The 23,287-nt window shown below is 50.6% G+C and carries 15 protein-coding genes; 7 read left to right on the top strand and 8 right to left on the bottom strand.

What is annotated here, in order from left to right; genetic code table 11:
* Entirely contained in the window at positions 1–1,596 is a 1,596-nt protein-coding gene (sepS, locus tag AB9H23_RS08005; RefSeq protein ID WP_370004715.1) for an O-phosphoserine--tRNA ligase, read from the bottom strand.
* Between the two features lie 225 nt (positions 1,597–1,821).
* Between sepS and tfrA the strand changes: the two genes are divergently transcribed.
* On the top strand, positions 1,822–3,465 hold the full coding sequence (gene tfrA / locus AB9H23_RS08010) for a fumarate reductase (CoM/CoB) subunit TfrA (protein ID WP_370004717.1): 1,644 nt from the start codon (positions 1,822–1,824) through the stop codon (positions 3,463–3,465).
* Positions 3,466–3,473: 8 nt separating this feature from the next.
* On the opposite strand, the gene AB9H23_RS08015 is transcribed toward tfrA, so the two are convergent.
* Together AB9H23_RS08015 and AB9H23_RS08020 are read right to left on the bottom strand one after the other, a co-directional pair.
* Positions 3,474–4,145: an HAD family hydrolase gene (locus tag AB9H23_RS08015; protein WP_370004719.1), complete on the bottom strand. Its 672-nt coding sequence runs from the start codon at positions 4,143–4,145 to the stop codon at positions 3,474–3,476.
* A gap of 10 nt (positions 4,146–4,155) precedes the next feature.
* A complete protein-coding gene (locus AB9H23_RS08020; protein ID WP_370004720.1) occupies positions 4,156–5,445 on the bottom strand; it encodes an amidohydrolase family protein in 1,290 nt (429 codons plus the stop codon).
* Positions 5,446–5,603: 158 nt separating this feature from the next.
* Between AB9H23_RS08020 and hisG the strand changes: the two genes are divergently transcribed.
* Together hisG and AB9H23_RS08030 are read left to right on the top strand one after the other, a co-directional pair.
* Positions 5,604–6,467, top strand: a complete 864-nt coding sequence (gene hisG, locus AB9H23_RS08025; RefSeq protein WP_370004721.1) for an ATP phosphoribosyltransferase — start codon at positions 5,604–5,606, stop codon at positions 6,465–6,467.
* A gap of 10 nt (positions 6,468–6,477) precedes the next feature.
* Positions 6,478–7,251, top strand: coding sequence for a fumarylacetoacetate hydrolase family protein (locus tag AB9H23_RS08030; RefSeq protein ID WP_370004723.1), 774 nt, complete (start codon positions 6,478–6,480; stop codon positions 7,249–7,251).
* A 115-nt stretch (positions 7,252–7,366) separates the two neighbouring features.
* Here AB9H23_RS08030 and leuS read toward each other — a convergent pair whose 3' ends face one another.
* From leuS to AB9H23_RS08045, 3 genes are read right to left on the bottom strand one after another with little or no spacing between them, the layout of a single operon-like run.
* Complete coding sequence (gene leuS / locus AB9H23_RS08035) at positions 7,367–10,216, bottom strand: leucine--tRNA ligase (RefSeq protein ID WP_370004725.1); 2,850 nt, start codon at positions 10,214–10,216, stop codon at positions 7,367–7,369.
* Positions 10,197–10,514, bottom strand: a complete 318-nt coding sequence (gene cutA / locus AB9H23_RS08040; RefSeq protein WP_147671270.1) for a divalent-cation tolerance protein CutA — start codon at positions 10,512–10,514, stop codon at positions 10,197–10,199. Before cutA ends, leuS begins: the two co-directional genes overlap by 20 nt.
* Positions 10,514–11,299: an NAD+ synthase gene (locus tag AB9H23_RS08045; protein ID WP_370004726.1), complete on the bottom strand. Its 786-nt coding sequence runs from the start codon at positions 11,297–11,299 to the stop codon at positions 10,514–10,516. The genes cutA and AB9H23_RS08045 overlap by 1 nt, the downstream gene beginning before the upstream one ends.
* 129 nt (positions 11,300–11,428) lie before the next feature.
* Between AB9H23_RS08045 and AB9H23_RS08050 the strand changes: the two genes are divergently transcribed.
* Together AB9H23_RS08050 and AB9H23_RS08055 are read left to right on the top strand one after the other, a co-directional pair.
* Positions 11,429–12,403 carry a TRC40/GET3/ArsA family transport-energizing ATPase gene (locus AB9H23_RS08050; protein WP_147671992.1) on the top strand — a complete coding sequence of 325 codons (975 nt, stop codon included), beginning with the start codon at positions 11,429–11,431 and terminating at the stop codon, positions 12,401–12,403.
* 260 nt (positions 12,404–12,663) lie between these two features.
* On the top strand, positions 12,664–13,689 hold the full coding sequence (locus AB9H23_RS08055; RefSeq protein ID WP_370004728.1) for a H(2)-dependent methylenetetrahydromethanopterin dehydrogenase-related protein: 1,026 nt from the start codon (positions 12,664–12,666) through the stop codon (positions 13,687–13,689).
* Between the two features lie 123 nt (positions 13,690–13,812).
* On the opposite strand, the gene AB9H23_RS08060 is transcribed toward AB9H23_RS08055, so the two are convergent.
* Both AB9H23_RS08060 and AB9H23_RS08065 read right to left on the bottom strand, forming a co-directional pair.
* Positions 13,813–17,928 carry an SBBP repeat-containing protein gene (locus AB9H23_RS08060; RefSeq protein ID WP_370004729.1) on the bottom strand — a complete coding sequence of 1,372 codons (4,116 nt, stop codon included), beginning with the start codon at positions 17,926–17,928 and terminating at the stop codon, positions 13,813–13,815.
* Positions 17,929–18,474: 546 nt separating this feature from the next.
* Positions 18,475–19,098, bottom strand: a complete 624-nt coding sequence (locus AB9H23_RS08065) for a cobalt-precorrin-7 (C(5))-methyltransferase (protein ID WP_370005984.1) — start codon at positions 19,096–19,098, stop codon at positions 18,475–18,477.
* Positions 19,099–19,190: 92 nt separating this feature from the next.
* Here AB9H23_RS08065 and AB9H23_RS08070 point away from each other — a divergent pair, with 92 nt between their 5' ends.
* Both AB9H23_RS08070 and AB9H23_RS08075 read left to right on the top strand, forming a co-directional pair.
* Positions 19,191–20,381 carry a redox-regulated ATPase YchF gene (locus AB9H23_RS08070; protein ID WP_370004731.1) on the top strand — a complete coding sequence of 397 codons (1,191 nt, stop codon included), beginning with the start codon at positions 19,191–19,193 and terminating at the stop codon, positions 20,379–20,381.
* A gap of 138 nt (positions 20,382–20,519) precedes the next feature.
* Positions 20,520–23,255, top strand: a complete 2,736-nt coding sequence (locus AB9H23_RS08075; protein ID WP_370004732.1) for a cation-translocating P-type ATPase — start codon at positions 20,520–20,522, stop codon at positions 23,253–23,255.
* The last annotated feature ends 32 nt before the right edge of the window (positions 23,256–23,287 follow it).

Consider the following 23,287-nt stretch of genomic DNA (forward strand, 5'->3'; position numbering starts at 1 on the left):
TCACTCCACTCTGCCCCTTACAGTTGAGAAGAGGGGACCCCTCAGGTCTATCTCACGGTTCCTGCCTGTTATGTACCTCATGGCCACATCATCCAGGATGAGGTTCAGGTCAGAGAGGGACCTTGCTATCGTGCTCCTCACCTCAACCTCATCGGCGCCACTCACAGCCATCTCCTCCACCCTGTAGGCTGCCTCGGCTGCAAGGGCATCCATGTAGGTTATCCCTGTGTTGAGGCCATCCCGCCGGGCGCTGGCTATGAGTTCGTTGTCCAGTTCCGTTCCGGGTGGAACACCCAGTATGTTGCCATCGTGGATGTAGATGGTGTTCCAGACCGCAGGTCCGAGGAGCCGTGTGTTCTCCTCATCCTCAACTGCCTCCACCCTGATCTTCCTGCCAAGGAATTCCCCACGGTAAACCTCAAAGCTGCAGGGTGACTCTGCGTCTGCATGGGCCCTCCAGGTTTCAATTATCCTCTCCATGAGCATCCTGCCATCTGAGGTTACAGGGTGGAGGTTTATCCTGAGCATGCCGGCGATGTCCCTGTCGGTGAGCCTCCAGGGTCCATGGATCTGGGGGTAGACCATCTCCCGGACGTCATCCACCTGGTTGAGTATCATGGCCACACGTTCAACACCCACCCCGAGGTTCATGACCTCCTCGTCTATACCGTACATTGAGAGTGCTATGGGGGAGTATAACCCGAAGGTTGCAATCTCAACCCAGTCCCTGAGGCCCGGGTGGTAGGCGTAGACCTCTGTCTGGGTCCCGGGAATGTAGTACTTGGATTTCTTCTCATCAGGCAGAAACTTGAACCTTGAGAAGCCGAAGTGCTCAAGCAGGCCCTCGGCCACTGCCTTCCCAACGTCCAGGGGAACCTCGTCATCCACAACGACGCATGAGGCTGAGTGATAGGTCATGAGGTGACTTGAATCCTCCCTCTGCTCCCTCCTGAAGCAGCGGTCAATTGAGAAGAGTTTCAGGGGGAGGGGGTACCTGTCATGTATATTCTGCAGGGATATGAACCACCCGGAGGTCATATGGGACCTCAGGGTTGTCCTACCTGCAACTGGTTTGAGGTCCCTTATCTCAGGGAACACCCTCTCGATGATCCTGAGGGCGTCATGGCTTTCAACCTCAAGGGCCCCGGATACCTCAAGGACGAGGTCGTCCCCTGAGATGTCACCCTTCTTGTAGGATCTGAAGACCTCCTTGAGGCCCTGGATCCTGTCCTCTGTCACCTCAACTCCCATTTCCTCTATCATCCGGATCTTATCAAGGCCAAGGCCTATGTCTGGCCTTGGAAGCCCCCCCAGGTAGAAGCACCTGTCGAGGACCGCCGGGGCCTCGGGGCCAAACTGCCTGTATATGTGCTCCTCGTCTATGAATACCGGGTTCACCATCTCACTGAAACCCAGCCTGAGGTAGGCCTCCCTTATCATCCAGATGGTGTCATAGAGGACGTGGGATTTTCCCACACCAAACCTCAGGCGTGGATACTGCAGGTCATGGTGGGGCTTTTTAAGGAGCTTCCCGCTCTCAAGCCATGCCCTCTCAAAGTCCCTCCTTGATAGTTTAACAATATCCTTCTTCTTCAAATGGAACCCCCGTGATCTTTATGGTATATGTAATCGGGATCATCAGTGTGATGAGCAGTGTTATCACCCCTCAGGAGATTCTTCTGTTAAATTAGCCAGTTGAAGGTGCCTTCAGTTTTCCCATCACCACCTTCAACAGGAAGGGTGATCTTTCACTTCCCATATTCATCACCTTAACATATTGACTGCCAAACCTTATAATAATGAATGTTGAAAATAATCTCCATGGAAAGCGAGCTTTACGAATGTGATGTTCTCATAATAGGCTCAGGCGGAGCTGGCTGCAGGGCAGCAATTGAGGTTTCTGAACACAAACTGACACCAATAATAGTTTCAAAGGGTTTATCATTCAAATCAGGATGCACAGGAATGGCCGAGGGTGGATACAACGCCGCATTCGCATGTGTTGATCCTGATGACAGTCCCGATGTCCACTTTGAGGATACAATGAGGGGTGGGGGATTCATCAACGACCCCAGACTTGTCCGTATACTGGTGGACGAGGCCCCTGACAGGCTGAGGGACCTTGAAGAATATGGTGCACTCTTTGACCGCCAGGAGTCAGGCCTCCTGGATCAGAGGCCCTTCGGAGGCCAGACCTACAGGAGGACCTGCTACCATGGGGACAGGACAGGCCATGAGATGATCACGGCCCTCAAGGAGGAGGTTATAAGGAGGGACATAGAGACCATCGATGAGGTGATGATAACCTCACTACTTGTTGAGGATGGAAGGGTCCTTGGCGCCATGGGCGTATCCATCAGGAATTCAGAGCCTGTGGCCTTCAGGGCCTCCTCCACCATACTGGCATCAGGAGGGGCAGGCCACATATACCCTGTGACCTCCAACACCATGCAGAAGGGTGGTGATGGCTTTGCAATCGCCTGGAAGGCGGGGGCTGACCTCATAGACATGGAACAGGTCCAGTTCCACCCCACAGGCATGGTCTACCCTGAGTCACGGAGGGGGGTCCTTGTGACGGAGGCCGTGAGGGGTGAGGGCGGCATACTCCTCAACAGTGAGGGTGAACGGTTCATGGGCCGCTATGACCCCCGCGGGGAACTTGCAACAAGGGACGTGGTTGCAAGGGCCATCTACACCGAGATAATGGAGGGCCGGGGGACAGAGAACGGCGGCGTCTACCTTGATGTGAGCCACCTCCCTGATGAGGTTATAGAGGAGAAACTTGAGACCATGCTACTCCAGTTCCTGGATGTGGGCGTGGATATAAGGTCCGAGCCAATGGAGGTTGCACCCACAGCACACCACTTCATGGGGGGTGTAAGGATAGATGAGTGGGGCAGGACCAGCCTCAGGAACCTCTTCGCAGCAGGTGAGGTTTCAGGTGGTGTCCACGGTGCCAACAGGCTCGGAGGAAATGCCCTGGCCGATACCCAGGTATTTGGAAGGAGGGCGGGCATATCAGCTGCAAAAAACGCCATGAGTTCATCCAGGAGACAGGTCAGGTCACTCATTGAGGAGGAGGAGCAGCGGATAAAGGGTATGGTCCGCGATGGATCCATAAGGCCGGCTGAGATAAGGGATGAACTCCACGAGGCGATGTGGAGTGATGTTGCAATTGTGAGGAGCCGGAGGTCACTTGAATCTGCAATGTCCAGGATTTCCACGCTGATGGATAAACTGGGGGACCTTGATGTCCCTGAAACAGGAGGATTTAACAGCAACCTCCTGGAGGCCCTTGAACTTGAGAACATGCTCATAACAGCCTCACTGGTGACCCGCTCAGCCCTTATAAGGGAGGAGAGCAGGGGATCCCACTACCGGGAGGATTTTCCGGAAACACGCCCGGAATGGAAAAGGAGCATATTACTAAACAGGAAAGGGGAGCCTCAGTTCATAGAGAGATGAGCAGTAAGTTAAAACTGCTCACAAGTAATTATATCCATTATCTCAGGGCTGCGGTAGTCCCTGAAGACATGGTCAGCCCCGGCCCGTCTGAGCTCTGCCTCCCCGTACCTTCCGGCTGCTATTCCAATCTTAAGGGCACCCACATGGGCTCCGGCCATCATATCGTAGGGTGTGTCACCAAAGAGGACGATTTTTCCCGAGGCCCCCATCTCAAGTCCCCTTTTAACCGCGATTTCTGTGAGCTCCTCCCTTATGGGGCTGTCACTCCCGAAGCCCCCGAATGAGAAGTAACCTGCAATTCCTGCCCTCTCAAGCTTCATGAAGGCTATATCCTCCAGGTTACCTGTGACAACTCCCATGCAGGCACTGCAGGATCTTAGAGCCTCAAGGAACCCCATAACACCATCTATGAGCCTGATATCATCGTACCGGATGTTTTTTCCCACATAAAATATGAGCTCATGGAGGAAGTCGTCCATCCCATCCTCTATATCCTCTGATTTGAGGCCCAGGAGGCTGAGGATCTCCCTGGCTATTGCAGGGTCTGTTTTTCCATGGTAGTCTATGAGGTCAACGGTGGCGTCAACACCGTAGACCTCCCTGAAAGCATAGCTGAATGCCTCCTCATGGACCTCTGAGCGGTGTATGAGGGTTTTGTCTATGTCGAATAGTGCGATCATCTTCCCAACCCTACTGTTTTGAGGTAAGCTCCTCTGCAGCACCCTCTGCAACTTCCATGACGTATTCCTCGTCCAGCACCTTCAGCTCACCCTCCAGTAGCAGAATCCTCCCGTCACATATCACCGTATCAACATCCGCGCCACTGGCAGAGTAGACGAGGTGTGAGGCCGGGTTCCTCCAGGGTGTGAGGTGGGGTCTGCGGGTGTTTAGGACCACAAGATCCGCCAGCCTACCCTCCTCTATGAGGCCAGAATAGATTCCCAGGGCCTCGGCACCATTCAATGTCGCCATCTGGAATACATCCATTGCCGGGAGTGCCGTCGGGTCATGGAGGCTGACCTTCTGGAGCAGTGAGGCGGTCTTCATCTCCTCAAACATATCCAGGTTATTGTTTGAGGCGGCCCCATCTGTCCCGATGGAGACGTTGACGCCCCTCTCCATGAGTTCAGGTACAGGTGAGGTGCCTGATGCCAGTTTCATATTGCTTGAGGGGTTGTGTGAGACCTTCACCCCCCTCTCTGAGAGGATCTCCATTTCATTTTCTTTCAGCCAGACACAGTGGGCTGCCACGGTCCCCGGTCCAAGGACGCCTGTTGAATCCAGGTACTCAACAGGGGACATTCCATGGGCCTCTGAGACCTCCCTGACCTCATTTTCTGTTTCAGATACGTGGATATGGATACCAACACCGTGTTCAGCTGCCAGTCGAGCGGTTTCTCGGAGGAGTTCCTCTGAGCAGGTGTAGGGGCTGTGGGGCCCAAGGGCGACCTTTATGCGTCCATCTGCCATCCCATGGCATTCACGGATTATCCTGAGGCTCTCTCTGATTTCAGCCCGCCTTTTATCGTCATCCCCCAGGTCTATCATCCCGTGACTTAGAACGCATCTCAGTCCTGCCTCATCCACTGCACAGGCCACGTCATCCATGTAGAAGTACATGTCATTGAAGGTGGTTGTACCTGACCTTATCATCTCCACACATCCAAGGAGTGCCCCTGCATGGCAGTACTCCCCGTTGAGGTGGGCCTCGGCTGGCCAGATGTGGTCATTCAGCCACCTGTCAAGGGGGAGGTCATCTGCCATACCCCTGAAGAGTGTCATTGAGAGGTGGGTGTGTGTATTCACAAGACCCGGGATGATGAGTTTCCCGTGGCCATCAATGACGGTGTCAGCGTCACCGGGACTCAGGGTGTCTGAAACCTCCTCTATGGTGTTACCCTCAATCAGAACCGATCCCCTGCGGGGGCCTGCTGCGTCAAGGACCTGGGCGCCATGTATCAGTATGCTCTCATTTTCCATCGGATCACCTTATAACTTATAAGTTTTAACTTATAATCTGGGATGAATCTAAAGCTATTATATAGGTTCCTTAAAAAGAGATATAAGTGATGTGATTCTGCAGATGAGATACATGTGTACGGTATTCACAGTAAATATTTGAGTCATCGAGGGATTGAATGAAGATAAGAATAGCGGTTCCCTCAAAGGGAAGGATAAGCGAACCTGCAATAAGGCTACTTGAAAACGCAGGTGTGGGGCTGAAGGATACAATTAACAGGAAGCTATTTTCAAAGACACAGCACCCCCAGATCGATGTCATGTTCAGCAGGGCAGCCGATATACCCGAATTCGTTGCAGATGGGGCGGCTGACCTTGGTATCACAGGATACGACCTCATAGTGGAGAGGGGGAGTGAGGTTGAAATCCTCGAGGACCTCAACTATGGGAGGGCCAGCCTGGTCCTGGCAGCCCCCGAGGACTCCCCCATCGATAAACCAGAGGACATACCCGACGGTGCGGTCATAGCAACAGAGTTTCCCAGGATAACAGAGGACTACGTCAGGAAAAGGAACATAGGGGCCGAGATAGTTGAACTCACAGGTTCCACAGAGATAGCACCCTTCATAGGGGTGGCGGACCTCATAACTGACCTCAGCAGCACCGGCACCACACTCCGGATGAACCACCTCAAGGTCATTGACACACTCCTTGAGAGTTCAGTGAAACTCATAGCAAACCCTGAAAGTTACAGACGCAAGGGGCAGCTGATAGAGGAGCTCAGAACAGGTATACGGGGAGTTATAGATGCAGAGGGCCGCAGGCTCGTAATGCTGAACATAGACCGGAAAAACCTGGATCGTGTCAGGGCACTCATGCCAGGGATGACAGGACCCACGGTCTCTGAGGTTCTATCGGATAACGGTGTTGTGGCTGTCCACGCGGTTGTGGATGAGAAGGAGGTCTTCAACCTGGTGAACAGGCTCAAGTCCGTGGGGGCAAGGGACATACTGGTTGTGCCAATTGAGAGGATAATCCCCTGAGGTGTTATCAATGAAGTTCCTCCGGTTTTCAGATGGCGGAAGGGTTCTCTGCGGCTTTGCAGACGGAGAAAAGGTGTTTCAGGTTGAAAGTGATCACCACCTCCTTGAAGACCCTGAGGTCATCTCTGAATATCATATGGAGGACGTGAAGATCCTCCCACCGGTTTCACCCTCAAAAGTCATATGTGTGGGTCTCAACTACAGGGACCACGCAGCTGAACTTGGAATGGACATACCTGATGAACCCGTCATATTCCTCAAGCCACCAACAGCGGTCATAGGCCATGGAGATGCAATAGTCTACCCTGCAATGTCCTCGGAGGTTGACCATGAGGTTGAACTCGCAGCGGTTATATCAGAAAGGGCAAGGCGCGTTGATTCAGGGGAGGCGGATGAATTCATAGCAGGTTACACGGTCCTCAATGATGTAACTGCAAGGGACCTACAGAGGCGTGACGGCCAGTGGACCCGTGCAAAAAGCTTTGACACCTTCTGCCCCATAGGGCCATTCATAGAAACTGATATCAGACCCAGCAACCTTGATATATCCCTTGAACTCAATGGGGTACTCAGGCAGTCATCCAGCACATCCAACATGATATTCACCGTCCAGGAACTGGTTGAGTTCATATCAGAGATCATGACACTGGAGCCCGGCGATATCATTGCAACCGGCACACCACCCGGCGTCGGAGAGATGAAACCGGGTGACACCGTAAGGGCCACCGTTGAGGGTGTGGGAACACTTGAAAACAGGGTTGAATCTTCAGATAACATCCAGTGAAAGCCAGCATCTGATAAAATAGGCTTTATTTAATCCCCAAGCCATTGTATTATTTTTTTCAATAAAAAAGGGCCAGGCACTGGATAAATAAAAAAATAAAATGTCCCCTTTAACCTCATGTCTCAAGATATATTGCGGGTTTAAGGGGAACAGCATTTTTGGCCTTGTTTTCAGGGTCGTAGTCCGCATCACGGTGGATCACCACATCGGCCCCCACCTCTGATTTTATGTAGTCACTGGCATCAACCAGTACACTGTACTCGTCCACCTCAACAACCTCAGATTTACCCGCATCCCGGAGGATCCTCCTCACGAATTCTGAGACCTCCTTCATGTTGCTGTGGACTCCGGAGGCTGAAACCCTCCCCATTATGGCACCCATATCTGGTTTTCCAACCTCAGATGCTATTCTCAGGACATCCCACTTCCAGGGCGGTGATATGTAGAGGTGCACCCTCTCAGGTCGGGCGTCCAGTATCTTCATGATCTCCTGAATATCCCTGACGGTGTTCTGGACCATCTCCTCTGCAACCTGGACCTCCCTGCTTATGGCGTCCTCCCTGAACCTGGGCCAGGGAGCCTCCGATACGAAACCCTCACCACCGTATCTCTCCCACATCTCCTCGGCTGTGTAGGGAGTGAATGGTGCCATGAGCCTTATCCAGGCGCTCAGAACATGTGCAAGCACCATTTTAACCTCCATGTCGGCACGGCCATCAACACGGGCCATGTAGTGGTCCACATCCTTTTTGAGGAGATATAGTGCCTCCTGCACTGCCTTACGGGTCTGGAATGACTCAAGGGCATCTGTGGCCTCGCGTATCCTGTGGTTAAGCTGGCAGATCATCCACTTACCAGCGAAACTTTCAGGCTCAAATTCAGGAAGCTCAGACAGGGCCAGTTTGCCATCCCAGATCTCAGAGACCCTTTCACCGAATTCCCTGAACCACTCGATGCGCCTCCTGGTTCCTATAACCTCCTTCTCCCTCCAGTCAAAGTCCTGCCAGGGCTCTGCAGATGACATGAGGAACAGGCGCACAACATCTGCTCCGTGCCTCTCTATTGCATCCCGCAGCAGTATCACGTTACCCTTGGATGAGGACATCTTGTTACCCTCAAGGAGGCCCATTCCAAATACAACAACACCACGGGGCCAGCGGGATTCAGGGAATATGGCGGAGTGATGGAATATATGGAATGTGAGGTGGTTGCCTATGAGGTCCTTGGCAGACAGCCTCCAGTCAAGGGGGTACCAGTAGCTGAATTCCTCCCTGAGTTCATCCCCCGCTATGGATTCACCAAGGAAGACACTGTCAAAGAACTCATCATCCAGTTTCTCAGGGTCCATCTCCCTCAGTTTATGGGCGATGGTGTAGTAGGCCATGTAGATGGTTGAATCGGTGAGGGGCTCTATTATCCACCTCTCATCCCAGGGGAGCCTTGTACCGAGACCAATCCTCCTGGAGCATGCCCAGTCATTCAGCCAGTCAATGTAGTACTGGAAGTTGGCCCTCACCTCCTCGGGTATTATCTTCATGCTGGAAAGACACCTGTGGGCCAGTTCCTTCCACTCCTCATCGGAGTACTTCATGAACCACTGGTCCTCCATGAGCCTCACAACGCACCTTCCACCGCAGCGGCATATCACAGGGCGCTCTGCAAACTCGTACATCTCATCGGCCAGGCCCTCAGACTTCAGTTCATCTGCTATGACCTCACGGGCCTCTGAAACCTTCATCCCACCGTAAACAGGGATGTGGCTGCTCATAACACCCTTGGCATGTTCGACCTTGTAGAGTTCCCCTGTGGCGTCCTCAAGGCGTTCATCCTCCTGACTCTCAACCCCGAATTTCTGGATCACCTCTGCTGCAGGGAACACTCCGTAACCCTCAACGGTGATCACATTGATGGGCTCGAGGCCCTCAATCACATCACCGAGACCATACCTCTCAAGCAGTTCAGAGTTCTTCCTGAGGTCCTCAAGGGCTATGAAGTCTGCAGGGGCATGGGCAGGTACAGAGAATACAACTCCAGTGGCGTACTCAGGGTCAACGAATGAGGCTGGAAGTACGGGGTGCTTTTCTCCGGTCACAGGGTTTTCAACTTCCCTTCCAATGAGTTCCTCAGGGTCCACGTCACCCTCAACCTCAAGGTCCAGCTTCTGATGGGAGAGGTTATCAAGGGATGCGCGGCTTACTATCCACTCTTCACCGCCTGTCCGCACCCTCACATACTCCTCCTCCGGGTTCAACCAGAGGTTGGTTGCACCGTAGATTGTTTCGGGCCTGAAGGTGGCCGCAACAAGGTATGAATCATCCATTCTGAACTTGAGGAGCGTGAGCTGGTTTATGGCCACACCCTCCCCCTCAAGGAGGTCGTGGTCACCCACCGGGTTTTCACAGTCAGGGCAGTACTTCACTGGATGGGCGCCCTTCCTCACAAGGCCCATGTCACGGAGCTTCCCTATCTGCCACTGTATGAACCTGCTGTAGGTGGGGTCCGTGGTCTTGAATTCACGCCTCCAGTCTATGGAGTAACCCATATCCTCCATCACAGAACGGTACTCCCTGCTGAAGTATTCAACTATGTATTCGGGGGCACTGAAGCGTTCAAGTTCCTCCTCGGGTACCTTGTGGACCTCCCTGTAGATCTTGAGGGTCCAGGGGTCCTGTCTCTGTATCCTCCTGGCTATCCCTATTACCGGGGCCCCTGTGACGTGCCAGGCCATGGGAAAGAGGACGTTGTATCCCTGCATCCTCTTGAAACGTGCATAGACATCCGGGACCGTGTAGGTCCTTCCGTGTCCTATGTGCATGGCACCGCTGGGGTAGGGATAGGCAACTGTCAGGAAGATCTTCTCTCTGTCATCGGGGTCAGCATGAAATATTCCTGCATCTCTCCACTTATCGCGCCATTTACTCTCAATATCCACTGAATCACCGCCATCATGGCTTTTTGACTTCATTATTTAACCATTCAAGGTAATCACGGGATCCCCCTGTTATGGGAATTGAAATTATGCATGGATTATCATAACTATGTAGTTCCCTAACTCTTTTAATTATTTGCTGGGTTAGTTCACTGGTTGTTTTAACAATAAGGACCGACTCCTCATCCTCCTCAAGGGAGCCCTCCCAGTGGTAGAAGGATTTTATGGAGGGTATGATGTTCACACATGCTGCGAGCCTCTCCTCAACAAGTCTGCGCCCGATCCTTGCCGATTCCTCCTGGCCGGAGGTCGTTATGTATATCAGCGTGAACATCAGATCACCCCGGGATCGGCTATTTCCGGGGGCCTGAGCTTGTGCCCTGCCGCATTTATCATACCCTGTATCCTCTTAACCTCTTCAACAGGCACTCCAAGTTCAGATGCGACTTCAGGAACCCCCATTTTTTTATCAACCAGCAGAAAGAGGATCTCATCCAGGACGTCGTAACTTATCCCCAGTTCCTCCTCATCGGTCTGGCCGGGCCAGAGGCCGGCTGACGGGGCCTTGGATATTATCTCGGATGGAACACCAAGCTCCTCTGCAAGCATACGGACCTGTTTTTTGTATAGGCCCCCAATTGGAAGTATGTCGACTCCCCCATCACCGTATTTTGTGAAGTATCCCACAAGGAGCTCCGTACGGTTACCGGTACCAGCCACAAGCCGGTTCATGGAGTTGGCATGGTAGTAGAGGACCATCATCCTTGCCCTTGGCTTGAGGTTTGCCAGAGCGAGTCTGCTGGCCCGGTGACCGCATATACCACTGAATGACTCCAGGATGGGTTCAATGTCCACGGTCTCATATTCTATCCCGGTTTCCACTGCAACCATCTCTGCATGTTTGAGGTCGTCGGGGGGTGTTGTGGCAGACGGCATGATTATACCAAGAACCCTATCCGGGCCAAGGGCATCTGCTGCAAGGTAGGCGACCGTTGAAGAGTCCACACCCCCACTGAGACCCAGTACAACGCCATCTGTCTCGCTATCATCCACCCTGGCCTTTATGAACTCCTCTATCCTCTCCCTCACGTGGGGACCAAGCCCTGGAACATGTCTCATGGAACCATCCTCTCCAAAGTAGCAATGGTTAAAAGTAAGTAGGGTATATTTTATATAACCATATAAATCAATGTAAGGTAACATGTGAAGGTGTTCATCAGCATCACGGATTCTTACAGGAGGAGTACAATGGCATTTAAGGATCTTTTCAAGTTCAATAAGGGCAAAACAACATTCGTGTTCATAGGCGGAAAGGGAGGGGTTGGTAAAACAACCATATCAGCTGCAACAGCACTCTGGATGGCCAGATCAGGTAAGAAGACACTGGTTATCTCAACAGACCCTGCACACTCACTTTCAGATTCCCTTGAGAGGGAGATAGGTCACACACCCACCCTGATAACAGACAACCTCTACGCGGTTGAAATAGACCCTGAGGTTGCAATGGAGGAGTATCAGGCAAAGCTGAGGGAACAGGCGTCAATGAACCCTGGAATGGGACTTGACATGCTCCAGGACCAGATGGACATGGCGTCAATGTCCCCTGGTATCGATGAGGCCGCGGCCTTCGACCAGTTCCTGCGGTACATGACAACCGATGAGTACGATATCGTGATATTTGACACTGCACCCACAGGCCACACACTCCGCCTCCTATCATTCCCTGAACTCATGGACTCATGGGTTGGGAAGATGATCAAGATAAGGAGGCAGATCGGCAGCATGGCAAAGGCCTTCAAGAACATACTCCCATTCATGGGTGACGAGGAAGAGGAGGACAGGGCCCTCCAGGACATGGAGGCCACCAAGAAGCAGATAAACGCTGCAAAGGAGGTCATGTCAGACCCTGAGAGGACCTCCTTCAAGATGGTTGTGATCCCTGAGGAGATGTCCATATATGAGTCCGAGAGGGCCATGAAGGCCCTTGAGAAGTACAGCATACATGCAGATGGTGTCATAGTCAACCAGGTGCTGCCAGAGGACAGTGACTGTGAGTTCTGCAATGCAAGGAGGAAACTGCAGCAGGAGAGGCTGAAGCAGATACGTGAGAAGTTCAGCGACCAGGTGGTTGCAGAGGTTCCACTCCTCAAGGAGGAGGCCAAGGGTATCGACACCCTTGAGAAGATCGCCAGGCAGCTCTATGGTGAACCTGAGCCAGCCTGATTGGAATATAATATGTTTGGGGCTTATAATATTAAAAAATAATTAACCTCAAACACAATTATTTTTAGATAAAACCTGTCTGAAGGCTTTAAAAATCGATAAAATTTTTAATCTATGATTTATCAGATTTTCAGGTTATATTGGTGGATTAAATTCATTTTAAAGTGATGTTAGGTCTTATTTTTTTTAAAGAATCAAATGCCAAAATTTATAATATTCCTTCAAATTACTTAACAATATATTAACGTTAGGTGAGCACTATGAAAGTTGCAGTTTATGGCGCGGGTAATCAGAAACTTTATGTGGACCAGCTGAACTTGCCTGAAAAATACGGGGGTGAGGCACCCTACGGTGGAAGCAGGATGGCAATTGAATTTGCAGAGGCAGGTCATGATGTTGTGCTAGCAGAGCCAGCAAGGGAAATGCTGGATGATGCACACTGGAAGGTGGTTGAGGATGCAGGTGTAACCGTAACAGACAGCGATGCTGAGGCAGCCAGCGAGGCAGAGGTGGCAGTTCTCTTCACACCATTCGGTAAAAAGACCTTCGATATAGCAAAGGACATAACCAAGCACCTTCCAGAGGGCGCTGTGATAGCCAACACCTGTACTGTATCTCCGGTGGTCCTCTACTACGTCCTTGAAAGGGAACTCCGAAGGGACCGTCAGGACCTGGGTATAGCATCAATGCACCCTGCAGCTGTCCCTGGAACACCACAGCACGGCCACTACGTCATAGGTGGACACTCAAGCAGTGAACTGGACATAGCCACCGATGAACAGATTTCAAGATGTGTTGAACTTGCAGAAAGCTGTGGTAAGACAGCATACGTTGTACCTGCAGACGTATCAAGCGCAGTTGCTGATATGGGATCCCTTGTAACTGCCGTAACACTTTCAGGTGTCCTTGACTACTACTACGTGGGTACCCAGATAATAAAGGCACCTGTGGAGATGGTTGAGAAGCAGATCCTCATGACACTCCAGACAATAGCATCCCTTGTTGAAACATCAGGTGTTAATGGAATGCTCAAGGCCATGAACCCTGAGCTCCTTGTGAGAAGTGCAAGGTCAATGCACCTCCTTGAGGAGCAGGAGGAACTGGATGCTGCAATCAACACACTCTCTGACCTTGATGATGAGGTTACCCAGTGGATAAATAAGGGTGAAATCAGGCACACGGATCTCGTTGCAGCCCAGGCCCTTGCAAAGGAACTCAAGAACCTCATGGGTGGAAAGGCAGCAGAGGGTACCATAAGAAGGTGCATGAGGAAGATGTTCGAATAAAACCTTTATTTTTAACTATTTTAAGAGAAATTAAGAAGTGATTGCTTTTTAGATGGACTAAAATCAGTTTTAACGGTTATTCGCATTATTTAAGAAGCAATTCAAATAAAAAATAAATAAAAATCAGGTTACGGTTATTCTCATATCAACCGCCCTGAATGTCCTGCTTATATACACGTAACTGTAACCCCTGATTGTCTTTGTGTGGCTGAGGGTTGCTGACAGTGTATCCGCCCTGAAGGTCTCAGATAACCTTATGGTCCTTGTGTACCTGCTTGGGTTGTAGATCTTCCTTGTTGTAACGATTCTTGCATCGTACGGGTAGTATCCGATGGTTGCAGTGTAGGAGCCTCCGGGTTTCAGTGTAAATTTGTAGGTCCTGTATGCCAGTTTCGAACCGTCTGATGAGTAGACTGTGACATAGTAGGTAACCGTTGCAGTGTAACTTCCCGTGTTTTTGAATGTGAATCTGTAGGTCCTTTTTGGGGGGTTCACGTAAACCGTTGCGGTTTTCAGGTTGTTGATGCTGAATGTGTACGTACCTGGGGATGAAATGTACCTCTGGAATCTCAGGACTGCACCCTCATGGGGCCCCACTCTCACCGTGTAGGTACCGATGAGATTGCCGTTGAGGTAGACTGGAACTGTGAAGTCACCCTCAACATCACCGGTGTTCTGGATTTCTGCTTCAACCTCCACGGTGGCTGATCCCACGGCACTGGATGGTGTCACAGTGATGGACCCTATTTCAAGTGTGGCCGGTTTCAGTGCATTGACGTTTGCAGCAGGTAGCGTGTCAACGGTAACGGTGTGGTTGCCCCGCTGTGTTATGGTGTATCTGAATGTTACGGTGGTCTCTCCACCGGCAGCCACGTTCACGGTCCTTGATGCAACAGGTACCCCGTCTATGTAGAGCCTTGCGGTGTAGTTACCTGGAACGTCACCCACATTGGAGATCCTTGCAGATGCCTCAATGGTCAGGGGAAGAACCCCCTCGTGTGGTGAAACCAGCAGGTTGTCCACTACGAATGTGGCAGGCCTCAGGACCCTCACGGTCACCGGTGCAAGGTCATTAACCGTGACATCATGGATTCCCGGATCACTGAGCTCCACCCTGAAGAGTACCGTGGAGGAGCCGGGTCCGGTAAGCTGCACGGTCTTATTCTGAACATTCACTCCGTCTATGTAGAGCCTTGCGGTGTAGTTGCCGCTTCCAGTCTCAGCTGTGCTGATTCTTGCTGTAACGTTGAATATGAGTGGTGAAACACCTGAACCTGGAGTTACGTTGAGGTTTGAGACTAATGGTTCATTGAGCACCCTCACGGTTACAGGTGCAAGTGCCCCTATGCCGGCAAGGTAGGTTCCTGGAGTATTAAGGGTGTGGTTGAACCTGACCTGAGATGTTCCGCCTGCAGGAACTGTCACCGTTCTTGTATCAACAGCTGCACCATTTATGTAGAGGGTTGCGGTGTACTCCCCATCAACCTCCCCTGTATTTCTGAGTTTAGCTGATGCTGCAAGGTCAAGGGGGCTGAAGCCTGATGTTGGGGTGACGGTTAAATCTGAGGCGGTTATATTCGCCGGTTTAAGGACCCTGACATTCCCTGTGAATCCATTGATTCCAACACTGTAGTTTCCGGGTAACAGTGTTGTTTTCATTGATATTTCCTTTGTTTCACCGGGGTTTAGGCTGACCGTGTTCTCCTGCACGGTTTGGTTGTTGACATGTAACCTTGCTGTGAACCCTATGACCATATCATAGGGGTTTGTCACGTTGAGGAGTGCTGTGACGTTCAGTGCACCCACTCCTGTTACAGGAGTAACACTGAAGCCTCCAAATACAGGGTCAGGGTCAAGCACCCTGATTTTAACCTCTTCACCGGAGTTAACACGGAGATTGTACTCCCCGGGGACAATGATCTGGTTCTTAATTGAAACCTTAACACTTGACCTTCCCGGAACGGTAACCGTCCGGCTGTCCCATGCAACACCGTCAAGGTAGACGGTAACGGTGAAATCACCTGGAAGGTCTCCCTGGTTCCTTACTGTGGCGTTCACAGTGACATTGAGGGGTGACTTACCCTCCAGTGGCGTTACGGTTACATTGGTGAGGGTGAAGCTGGCTGCACTGAGGGCCCTGACTGTGCCTGAAGTGGCGTTGTTGAGTGCTATGGTGTAAATTCCACTTTCGGGGAGTGTTATCATGGCAGAGAACGGTACCGTGCTTCCTGCGGGAATATCGAATGTCTGTTCATGGACATCCACTCCATTGACATAGATTATGGCTGTGTAACTCCTTGTCTTTGAGTCTATGTTGGTGATATTCGCGGTGACCATGACATTCAGTGGTGCAAGACCACTTTCAGGTGTCAGCCTGAAACCGTCCACAAGGAACTTTTCACCCTCCATCACATTGACGGTGAGGGGTTCAAGGTCATTGATGGTTATTTCATGCACACCGGCGGCAAGGGTGCTGTTGAAGGATATCTTGACCCTTGATTTTGCATCAACAGTCACATTCTTGCTATCAATGAGAATCCCATCGACGTAGAGGCCAGCGGTGTATGTGTCAGGCAGATCACCGTAGTTCACAATATCAGCAGTCACGTTAACCCTGAGGGGTTCTGTGCCGGCACGCGGTAGTACTGTGAGATTTTCAGGGATTATGAGCGGGCCGCTGAATGCCCTCACAGTGAATGGCTGGAAGTTGTTCACGGTAACAGAATATGTTCTGCTGCTCCTGAGAAGGTATTCGAAGCTAAAGTCCCTTGTTGCTTTTGAGGCCACCTCTATCCACTGCCATAAGACCTCGTATCCGTTAACGTAGAGCCCGAGGCGGTACCATCCGCTGGCATCCCCAAAGTTGGTGATTTTACCGTTAACTGTAATTGATAGGGGTGCTGTTCCATTCACCGGTGTTACACTGAGGTTACTTATGAAGAAGGGTGTGAACCTTGTTAGGAAACCATCTGATAGTCCTGTGAGTTTCATTTTGATGGCATCTGATGTCACAGGGAAATTGTTTGACCAGGTCTTCCCGGCAACATAGACGTTCTGGTAGGGGTCAACAGCAACAGCATAGCCATGATCTGCTTCGATCCCACCGAGATAGGAACTGTAGAGGACGCTTCGTGGGATGCTGAATTTTGTGATGAAGGCATCCACACCGTTCAGTGACCTGTCAAATGCTCCCTCTGTGAGGGGGAAGTCAGATGAGGATGTTGTACCTGTCAGGTAGAGGTTACCATACTTGTCTGCTGTGATTCCATATATTGCGTCATCACCGCTTCCACCGAAGTAGGTTGAGTATGTTACGTCCTCTCCATCGAATGCCACGATGAATCCATCAGAAAGGCCCTTCTTTGTCCTCTGGTATGCAGTCACCAGCGTTACGGGGAAGTCCGTGGAGTTGGTTTTACCTGCAATGTAGATGAGGCCACCATAGGAGGTAATGGCGTGGCACATGTCCTGTCCTGAGCCTCCAAGATAGGTTGAGTAGTCAAAGCTCATCTGTGGGGTGAATCTTGATATGAAGATATCATTCGTACCCCTCTTATACTGTGAAACCGCATCGAAGGTTACCGGAAAATCATCAGAGTAGGTGTACCCTGCAATGTAGATGTTCCCGTTGTTGTCAAGGGCAAGTCCCTGACAGTAGTCGTCCCAGGATCCTCCAAGGTAGCTAAGGTAAGTAACGGTGAGGTTCCGGTCAAGTTTGGCGATGAATGCATCATAACCACCCTTATTGATTTTCTGGTAGGCGTCATCTGTCACCTGAAGGTCCTCTGAGATTGTGTATCCGCTCACATAGAGGGTCCCCGACCCGTCCATTGCAAGACCCTTTGCAACATCATACTTGGATCCACCGATATATTTAATTCCGTCGATTTTGCCAAGGGGGTCTATCCGTGCCACGAATGCATCCTTACCCTCGACACCATCTCTACTTATTTCGCCTGCAACATAGGCGTATCCATCTGCATCTGCGATTATCCTGTGTCCCCAGTCGTCTCCAGCTCCGCCGAAGGTCGTGTAGTATATGATCTTTCTTGATGTGTTGAATCTGGCCACGAAGACGTTCTTGGATCCATTGACGTGCGTTGAACCGGTTACATAGATATAGCCTGATTCATCAACGTAAACGTCACGGGCCTCATCAACCACATCACCACCGAGGTAGGTTGAGTAGTCCACGGTGTAATTTGATTCAGCAAAGGCTGAGCCCTGAAGGACGAGCATGAGAAGGAGCCCGCAGATCAGAGCAGAAAACTTTTTATATGGATCAATGATTACCACCTCCCGAAAACATTACAGTTTATATTCTACTTGCAATGAATATAGTTTACTATTTAATTTTAAAACTGAAAAAAGAGATCTCTAATGAAATATATTTATTTAGAACTGTTAGAATCTATTAAACATTGAAATCTAAGTTTAAAGCGCGAATTTTTGTTAAAAGAATACTTACATGTATTACATGCTCATTATCATGATAAAAGGGAACTTATTTGATTTTTTCAAGAATTTAAGTCATCTTATCACCTATTAAATATCTTTCTGTCTGAAATCTGAATAAAATAGAGTTAGGGCGCGCTCTGACTTACTGGAGTACTCTGGTCTCAATGGATAGGTGTTTGAACTGTGTGGGGTATGGTTATCTGTGATCAGTAAGCGCAGAAAAGCTGCGGCCATTCTACACCAATATCAGTGTAGTGTCTGGTCCATTATAGCTAATTTTAAAAGATTCGGTTGGTAGAAGGTTCAATATCAGAAGAAAGATATTAATTAGAATACAACAATGACTGACATGTAACTGAATTCAGAGACCGCCACTTCCCTGAGTTTCAGTTTAACAACCCTTTCATCTGGGTAGCTGAGCCTTTCACAGACAGCAGCACACCTTTCTGGATCCACACCACTTTCCATAAGGAACCTGGCGGTCTCAGAGGGTGTCCTTGATGGGAGAATTATTGTTGGCCTCCCGTTATCAATGATATCCACTATGTCCTCCTCGCCGCGGCCGTGAAACGTGACTATGTCAGCATCATCCCAGGGGATAAGGAGCCTTGCAGCGCAGAGCTGGACGGAACTCACACCGGGAATAACCTGGACTTCAACATCAAGCTTCTTTTCTGATATTATCCTCTTAATTGGTTTCAGAACACCTGAAAACCCGGGGTCACCTGTTGAGAGCACCGAAACCTTACCTGAAACTGCAAGATCGGCTGCCATTTCAAGCTTTTCATCCATATCCCCAGCACCCAGCACGACAGCTTCATTCACATCGGAAAACAGTTCAAGGGCCCTTTTACTTCCAAATACAGTCTCAGAATTCTTCACAGCTGTAGCTGCGGCAGGTGTGATGTAATCAGATGAACCGGGACCTATCCCCACTATATAAAGCACCATGAGTATCCACAACCAGCGCATTCAGTTCAACTGGATCTTATTCAGGACCAACATATATAATTGTTCCATGACCATTTATTAATGTGGTAACAATGATTCAGATTGCAGTCACAGGAAAACCCAACGTTGGAAAATCATCCTTCTTCAATGCAGCCACACTCTCCGAGGCAGAGGTGGCATCATACCCATTCACCACAATCGACGCCAATCATGCAGTTGCCTATGCGTCCTGCAGGTGCCCCTGCCAGGAGCTTGGAGTTCAGTGCAACCCCAAAAACTCACGATGCATTGATGGCACCAGACTGATCCCGGTGGAACTCATCGATGTGGCGGGTCTTGTGCCGGGGGCCCATGAGGGCAGGGGCCTTGGAAATAAGTTCCTGGATGATCTCAGACAGGCCAGGGCATTTCTGCATGTAATAGACGCATCAGGTTCAACAGACGAGGAGGGAAGGCCTGTTGAGCCAGGGAGCCATGACCCTCTGGAGGATGTGCAGTTCCTTGAGGAAGAAATAACCATGTGGTTCTATGGCATCCTTGAGAAGAACTGGGACCGACTTTTAAGGAAGGCAGCATCAGAGAAGCTTGATATGAATCGTATAATCCATGAACAGCTCTCAGGTACAGGGATAACTCCCGAGGATATCATCGAGGCATCGAGGAAGGTGGAGGCAGATATCTACTCATGGGGTAAGGATGAACTCCTGGAGTTTCTCGACGAGCTCCTCAGGATAGCGAAGCCAATGTTAATAGTTGCAAACAAGGCCGATATTCCAGAGGCGCGGAAAAACATTGAACGCCTCATGGATTCCTACCCCCATGTGGTGCCGGCATCTGCAGAGGCCGAACTTGCCCTAAGGAGGGCATCAGAGGCAGGGTTTATTAATTACACTCCAGGTGCAGGGGACTTTGAGATCATTGATGGATTAGGGCTCACCGACAGGCAGAGGGCGGCCCTTGAGTATATCCGTGAAAACGTCCTTGAGGTCTATGGAAGCACCGGTGTCCAGGAGGCAATCAACAGGGCGGTATTTGATCTCCTGGACATGATAGTTGTCTTCCCGGTTGAGGATGAACACCACTTCACGGATCAGAGGGGCAACGTTCTCCCTGACGCACTCCTGGTTCCCCGTGGTTCAGGCCCCAGGGACCTCGCCTACCTGATACACACCGAGATAGGGGATTCCTTCATGCATGCGGTGGATGCAAGGAAGGGGATGAGGGTTGCTGCGGACCATGAACTTGAGGACGGGGACATAATAAGCATAATATGCAGCAGATAGTATTACACAAAATTAATAAAATGAGTGGTCAGTTTCAAGTGTAAGTGGCGTGGTATTTGCTGCATGAATAGTATGCTGCAGGAAATCATGATATTACTGAAAGTTATTAAATTGAGTGGTCAGTTTCAAGTGTAATTGATGGTGAGGACGATGGGGGGTATACACGAGCTTCATGAGGAAGATGTTTTCAGGAGACTTGAGACGTCACCCTCTGGCCTTGACCCCCCGGAGGCTGAAAGACGCCTTAAGAAATATGGCCCCAACGAACTTGAGGAGGTCAGGGGTAAACCACACATACTTCTCTTTCTCTCCAACCTTTACAATGTCCTGGCCATCCTGCTCTGGGTATCAGCTGCCCTGTCACTCATCACAGGCAACACCCAGCTTGCAGTTGCGATTGTACTTGTAATAATCATAAACGCGGTCTTCAGTTTCTGGCAAGAATATGAGGCCGAGAAGGCTGCAGAGGCCCTAAGGGATATTCTGCCGGTTATGGTTAAGGTTCTGAGGGGTTCAGATGAAACTGTGATCCCGGCGGCTGAGGTGGTTCCCGGTGACCTCATCCTTCTGGAGGAGGGTGACACGGTCCCGGCAGATGCAAGGCTTGTTGAATCCAGCCAGCTTAAGATTGACGCATCCACCCTCACAGGCGAATCAAAGCCTGTCAGAAAGGTATCCCATCCAGTTGAAAAATTCGATAATTACATAGATATCGATAACATCGTATTTGCAGGTACACAGGTGGTATCAGGGACAGGAAAGGCCATAGTATTTGCAACAGGAGGGGATACAGAATTCAGCAGGATAGCATCCCTGACACAGGAGGTAAGGGAGGAGCAAAGCCCCCTCCAGAGGCAGATATCCCGGGCTGCCAGTATCATAAGCATTCTCGCAGTTTCAATGGGCATCGTTCTTTTTGCAGTCAACCTCTACATTGTTAAACTACCCCTCGAGACTGCGCTGATCTTTGCAATAGGGCTCATGGTTGCAAATGTACCTGAGGGCCTTCTACCAAGCGTAACCCTGGCGCTTGCAGCATCAGCAAGGAAGATGGCCAGGGAGAACGCCCTTGTGAAGAGACTCTCCAGTGTAGAGACCCTGGGATCCACAACAATAATCTGCACAGATAAGACAGGGACCCTGACAAGGGGTGAGATGACAGTAAGAAAGATCTGGATACCCTACAGGGTCGTGGAGGTCACAGGTTCAGGATACAGGCCAGAAGGGGAATTTCTCTGCAATGGAAAACCCGTAACCTACCGGGAGGTAAGGGAGATAAGGCTCCTCATGAGGGCGGCGTCATTCTGCAACGACGCAAAACTTGTTAGAGACGAAAAGGGCTGGCACGTGATTGGGGACACAACAGAGGGCGCACTCCTCGTGGCCGCAGAGAAGATAGGCTTTGACCTTGAGGGGGAACTTAAAAGGATGCCCAGGGTAATGGAGCTCCCCTTTGATTCAAAGCGAAAGTCGATGACCTCCATCCATCAAAAATCAGGTAAAAGGGTGGCCTACGTCAAGGGGGCCCCAAAAAAGATAATAGATCTATCCGAGAGGATATCAGTGGATGGGAGACCCAGACCACTGGACGATGATGAAAAAAGGAAGATCATAGAGATACATGACAGAATGGCCTCTGAGGGTCTCAGGGTACTCGCATTCGCTTACAGGGAACTCCCGGAGGACCTTGAGGATTACACGCCAGAGAATGTTGAAAGGGAACTGACACTGGTTGGAATGGCTGCAATGCATGACCCTCCCAGGGAGGGTGTGAAGGAGGCTGTGAGGCAGTGCAGAACTGCAGGTATAAGGATAATAATGATAACCGGGGATTACGGTCTAACAGCAGCAGCCATAGCAAAGGAACTCGGAATCATAGAGGGCGACAGCTACAGGGTGATAAAGGGAAGGGAACTGGATGAAATGGAAGACCCTGAACTTTTAAGGATACTCTCTGAGGAGGAGAACATAATATTTGCCCGGGCAGTCCCTGAACACAAGATGAGGATAGCATCGGTCCTTGAGGGCGCCGAGGAGATAGTTGCAATGACAGGGGATGGGGTAAATGATGCCCCCGCCCTCAGAAAGGCAGATATTGGCGTTGCAATGGGTAGCGGCACCGACGTTGCAAAGGAAGCCGCTGACATAGTACTCGCCGATGACAACTTTGCAAGCATTGTAACTGCGGTGAGGGAGGGCAGAACGGTATATGAGAACATAAGAAAATTCATAACCTACATATTTTCACATGAAACCGCAGAGATAGTCCCATTTGTCCTTATGGTACTCTTTGGAATACCCCTACCCATAACAATAATGCAGATACTTGCAATAGACCTCGGTACAGATACACTACCTGCCCTTGCCCTGGGAAGATCTCCACCTGAATCTGATGTGATGCAGAGGCCACCAAGACCGGTTAGGGAGAGACTACTTAACCTTGAGGTCCTCCTCAGGGGGTACCTGTTCACAGGATCCATTGAGGCATTTCTTGTGATGATGGCATACTTCCTTGTGCTCTCAGGGGGAGGATGGGTGCCAGGCCAGAGCCTCCCAGCAGATGACCCCCTCTACATGAGGGCCACAACTGTGGTCTTTGCAGGTATAGTGATGGCCCAGATGGGCAATCTCCTCTCATCACAGACCACCCGCTCCTCAGCACTGAAGGTGGGGCTTCTGAGGAACAGGTGGATACCCGCCGGCATGATATTTGCGGTCATTGTGATGCTGATGGTCATATATCTGCCCCCACTGCAGCCGGTTTTCGGGACACAGCCACTGAAACCGGTTGAATGGCTGATGATCATCCTCTTTGCTCCACTGGTTTTTCTTACAGATGAGGCGAGGAAGTTAATTCAGAGGAGGTTTGGTTGATCAGATATTTTTCCTCAGAGATGAGACTCGGA

This window comes from Methanothermobacter sp. KEPCO 2 (assembly GCF_041228365.1).
In the GTDB taxonomy this organism is placed as follows: domain Archaea; phylum Methanobacteriota; class Methanobacteria; order Methanobacteriales; family Methanothermobacteraceae; genus Methanothermobacter; species Methanothermobacter marburgensis.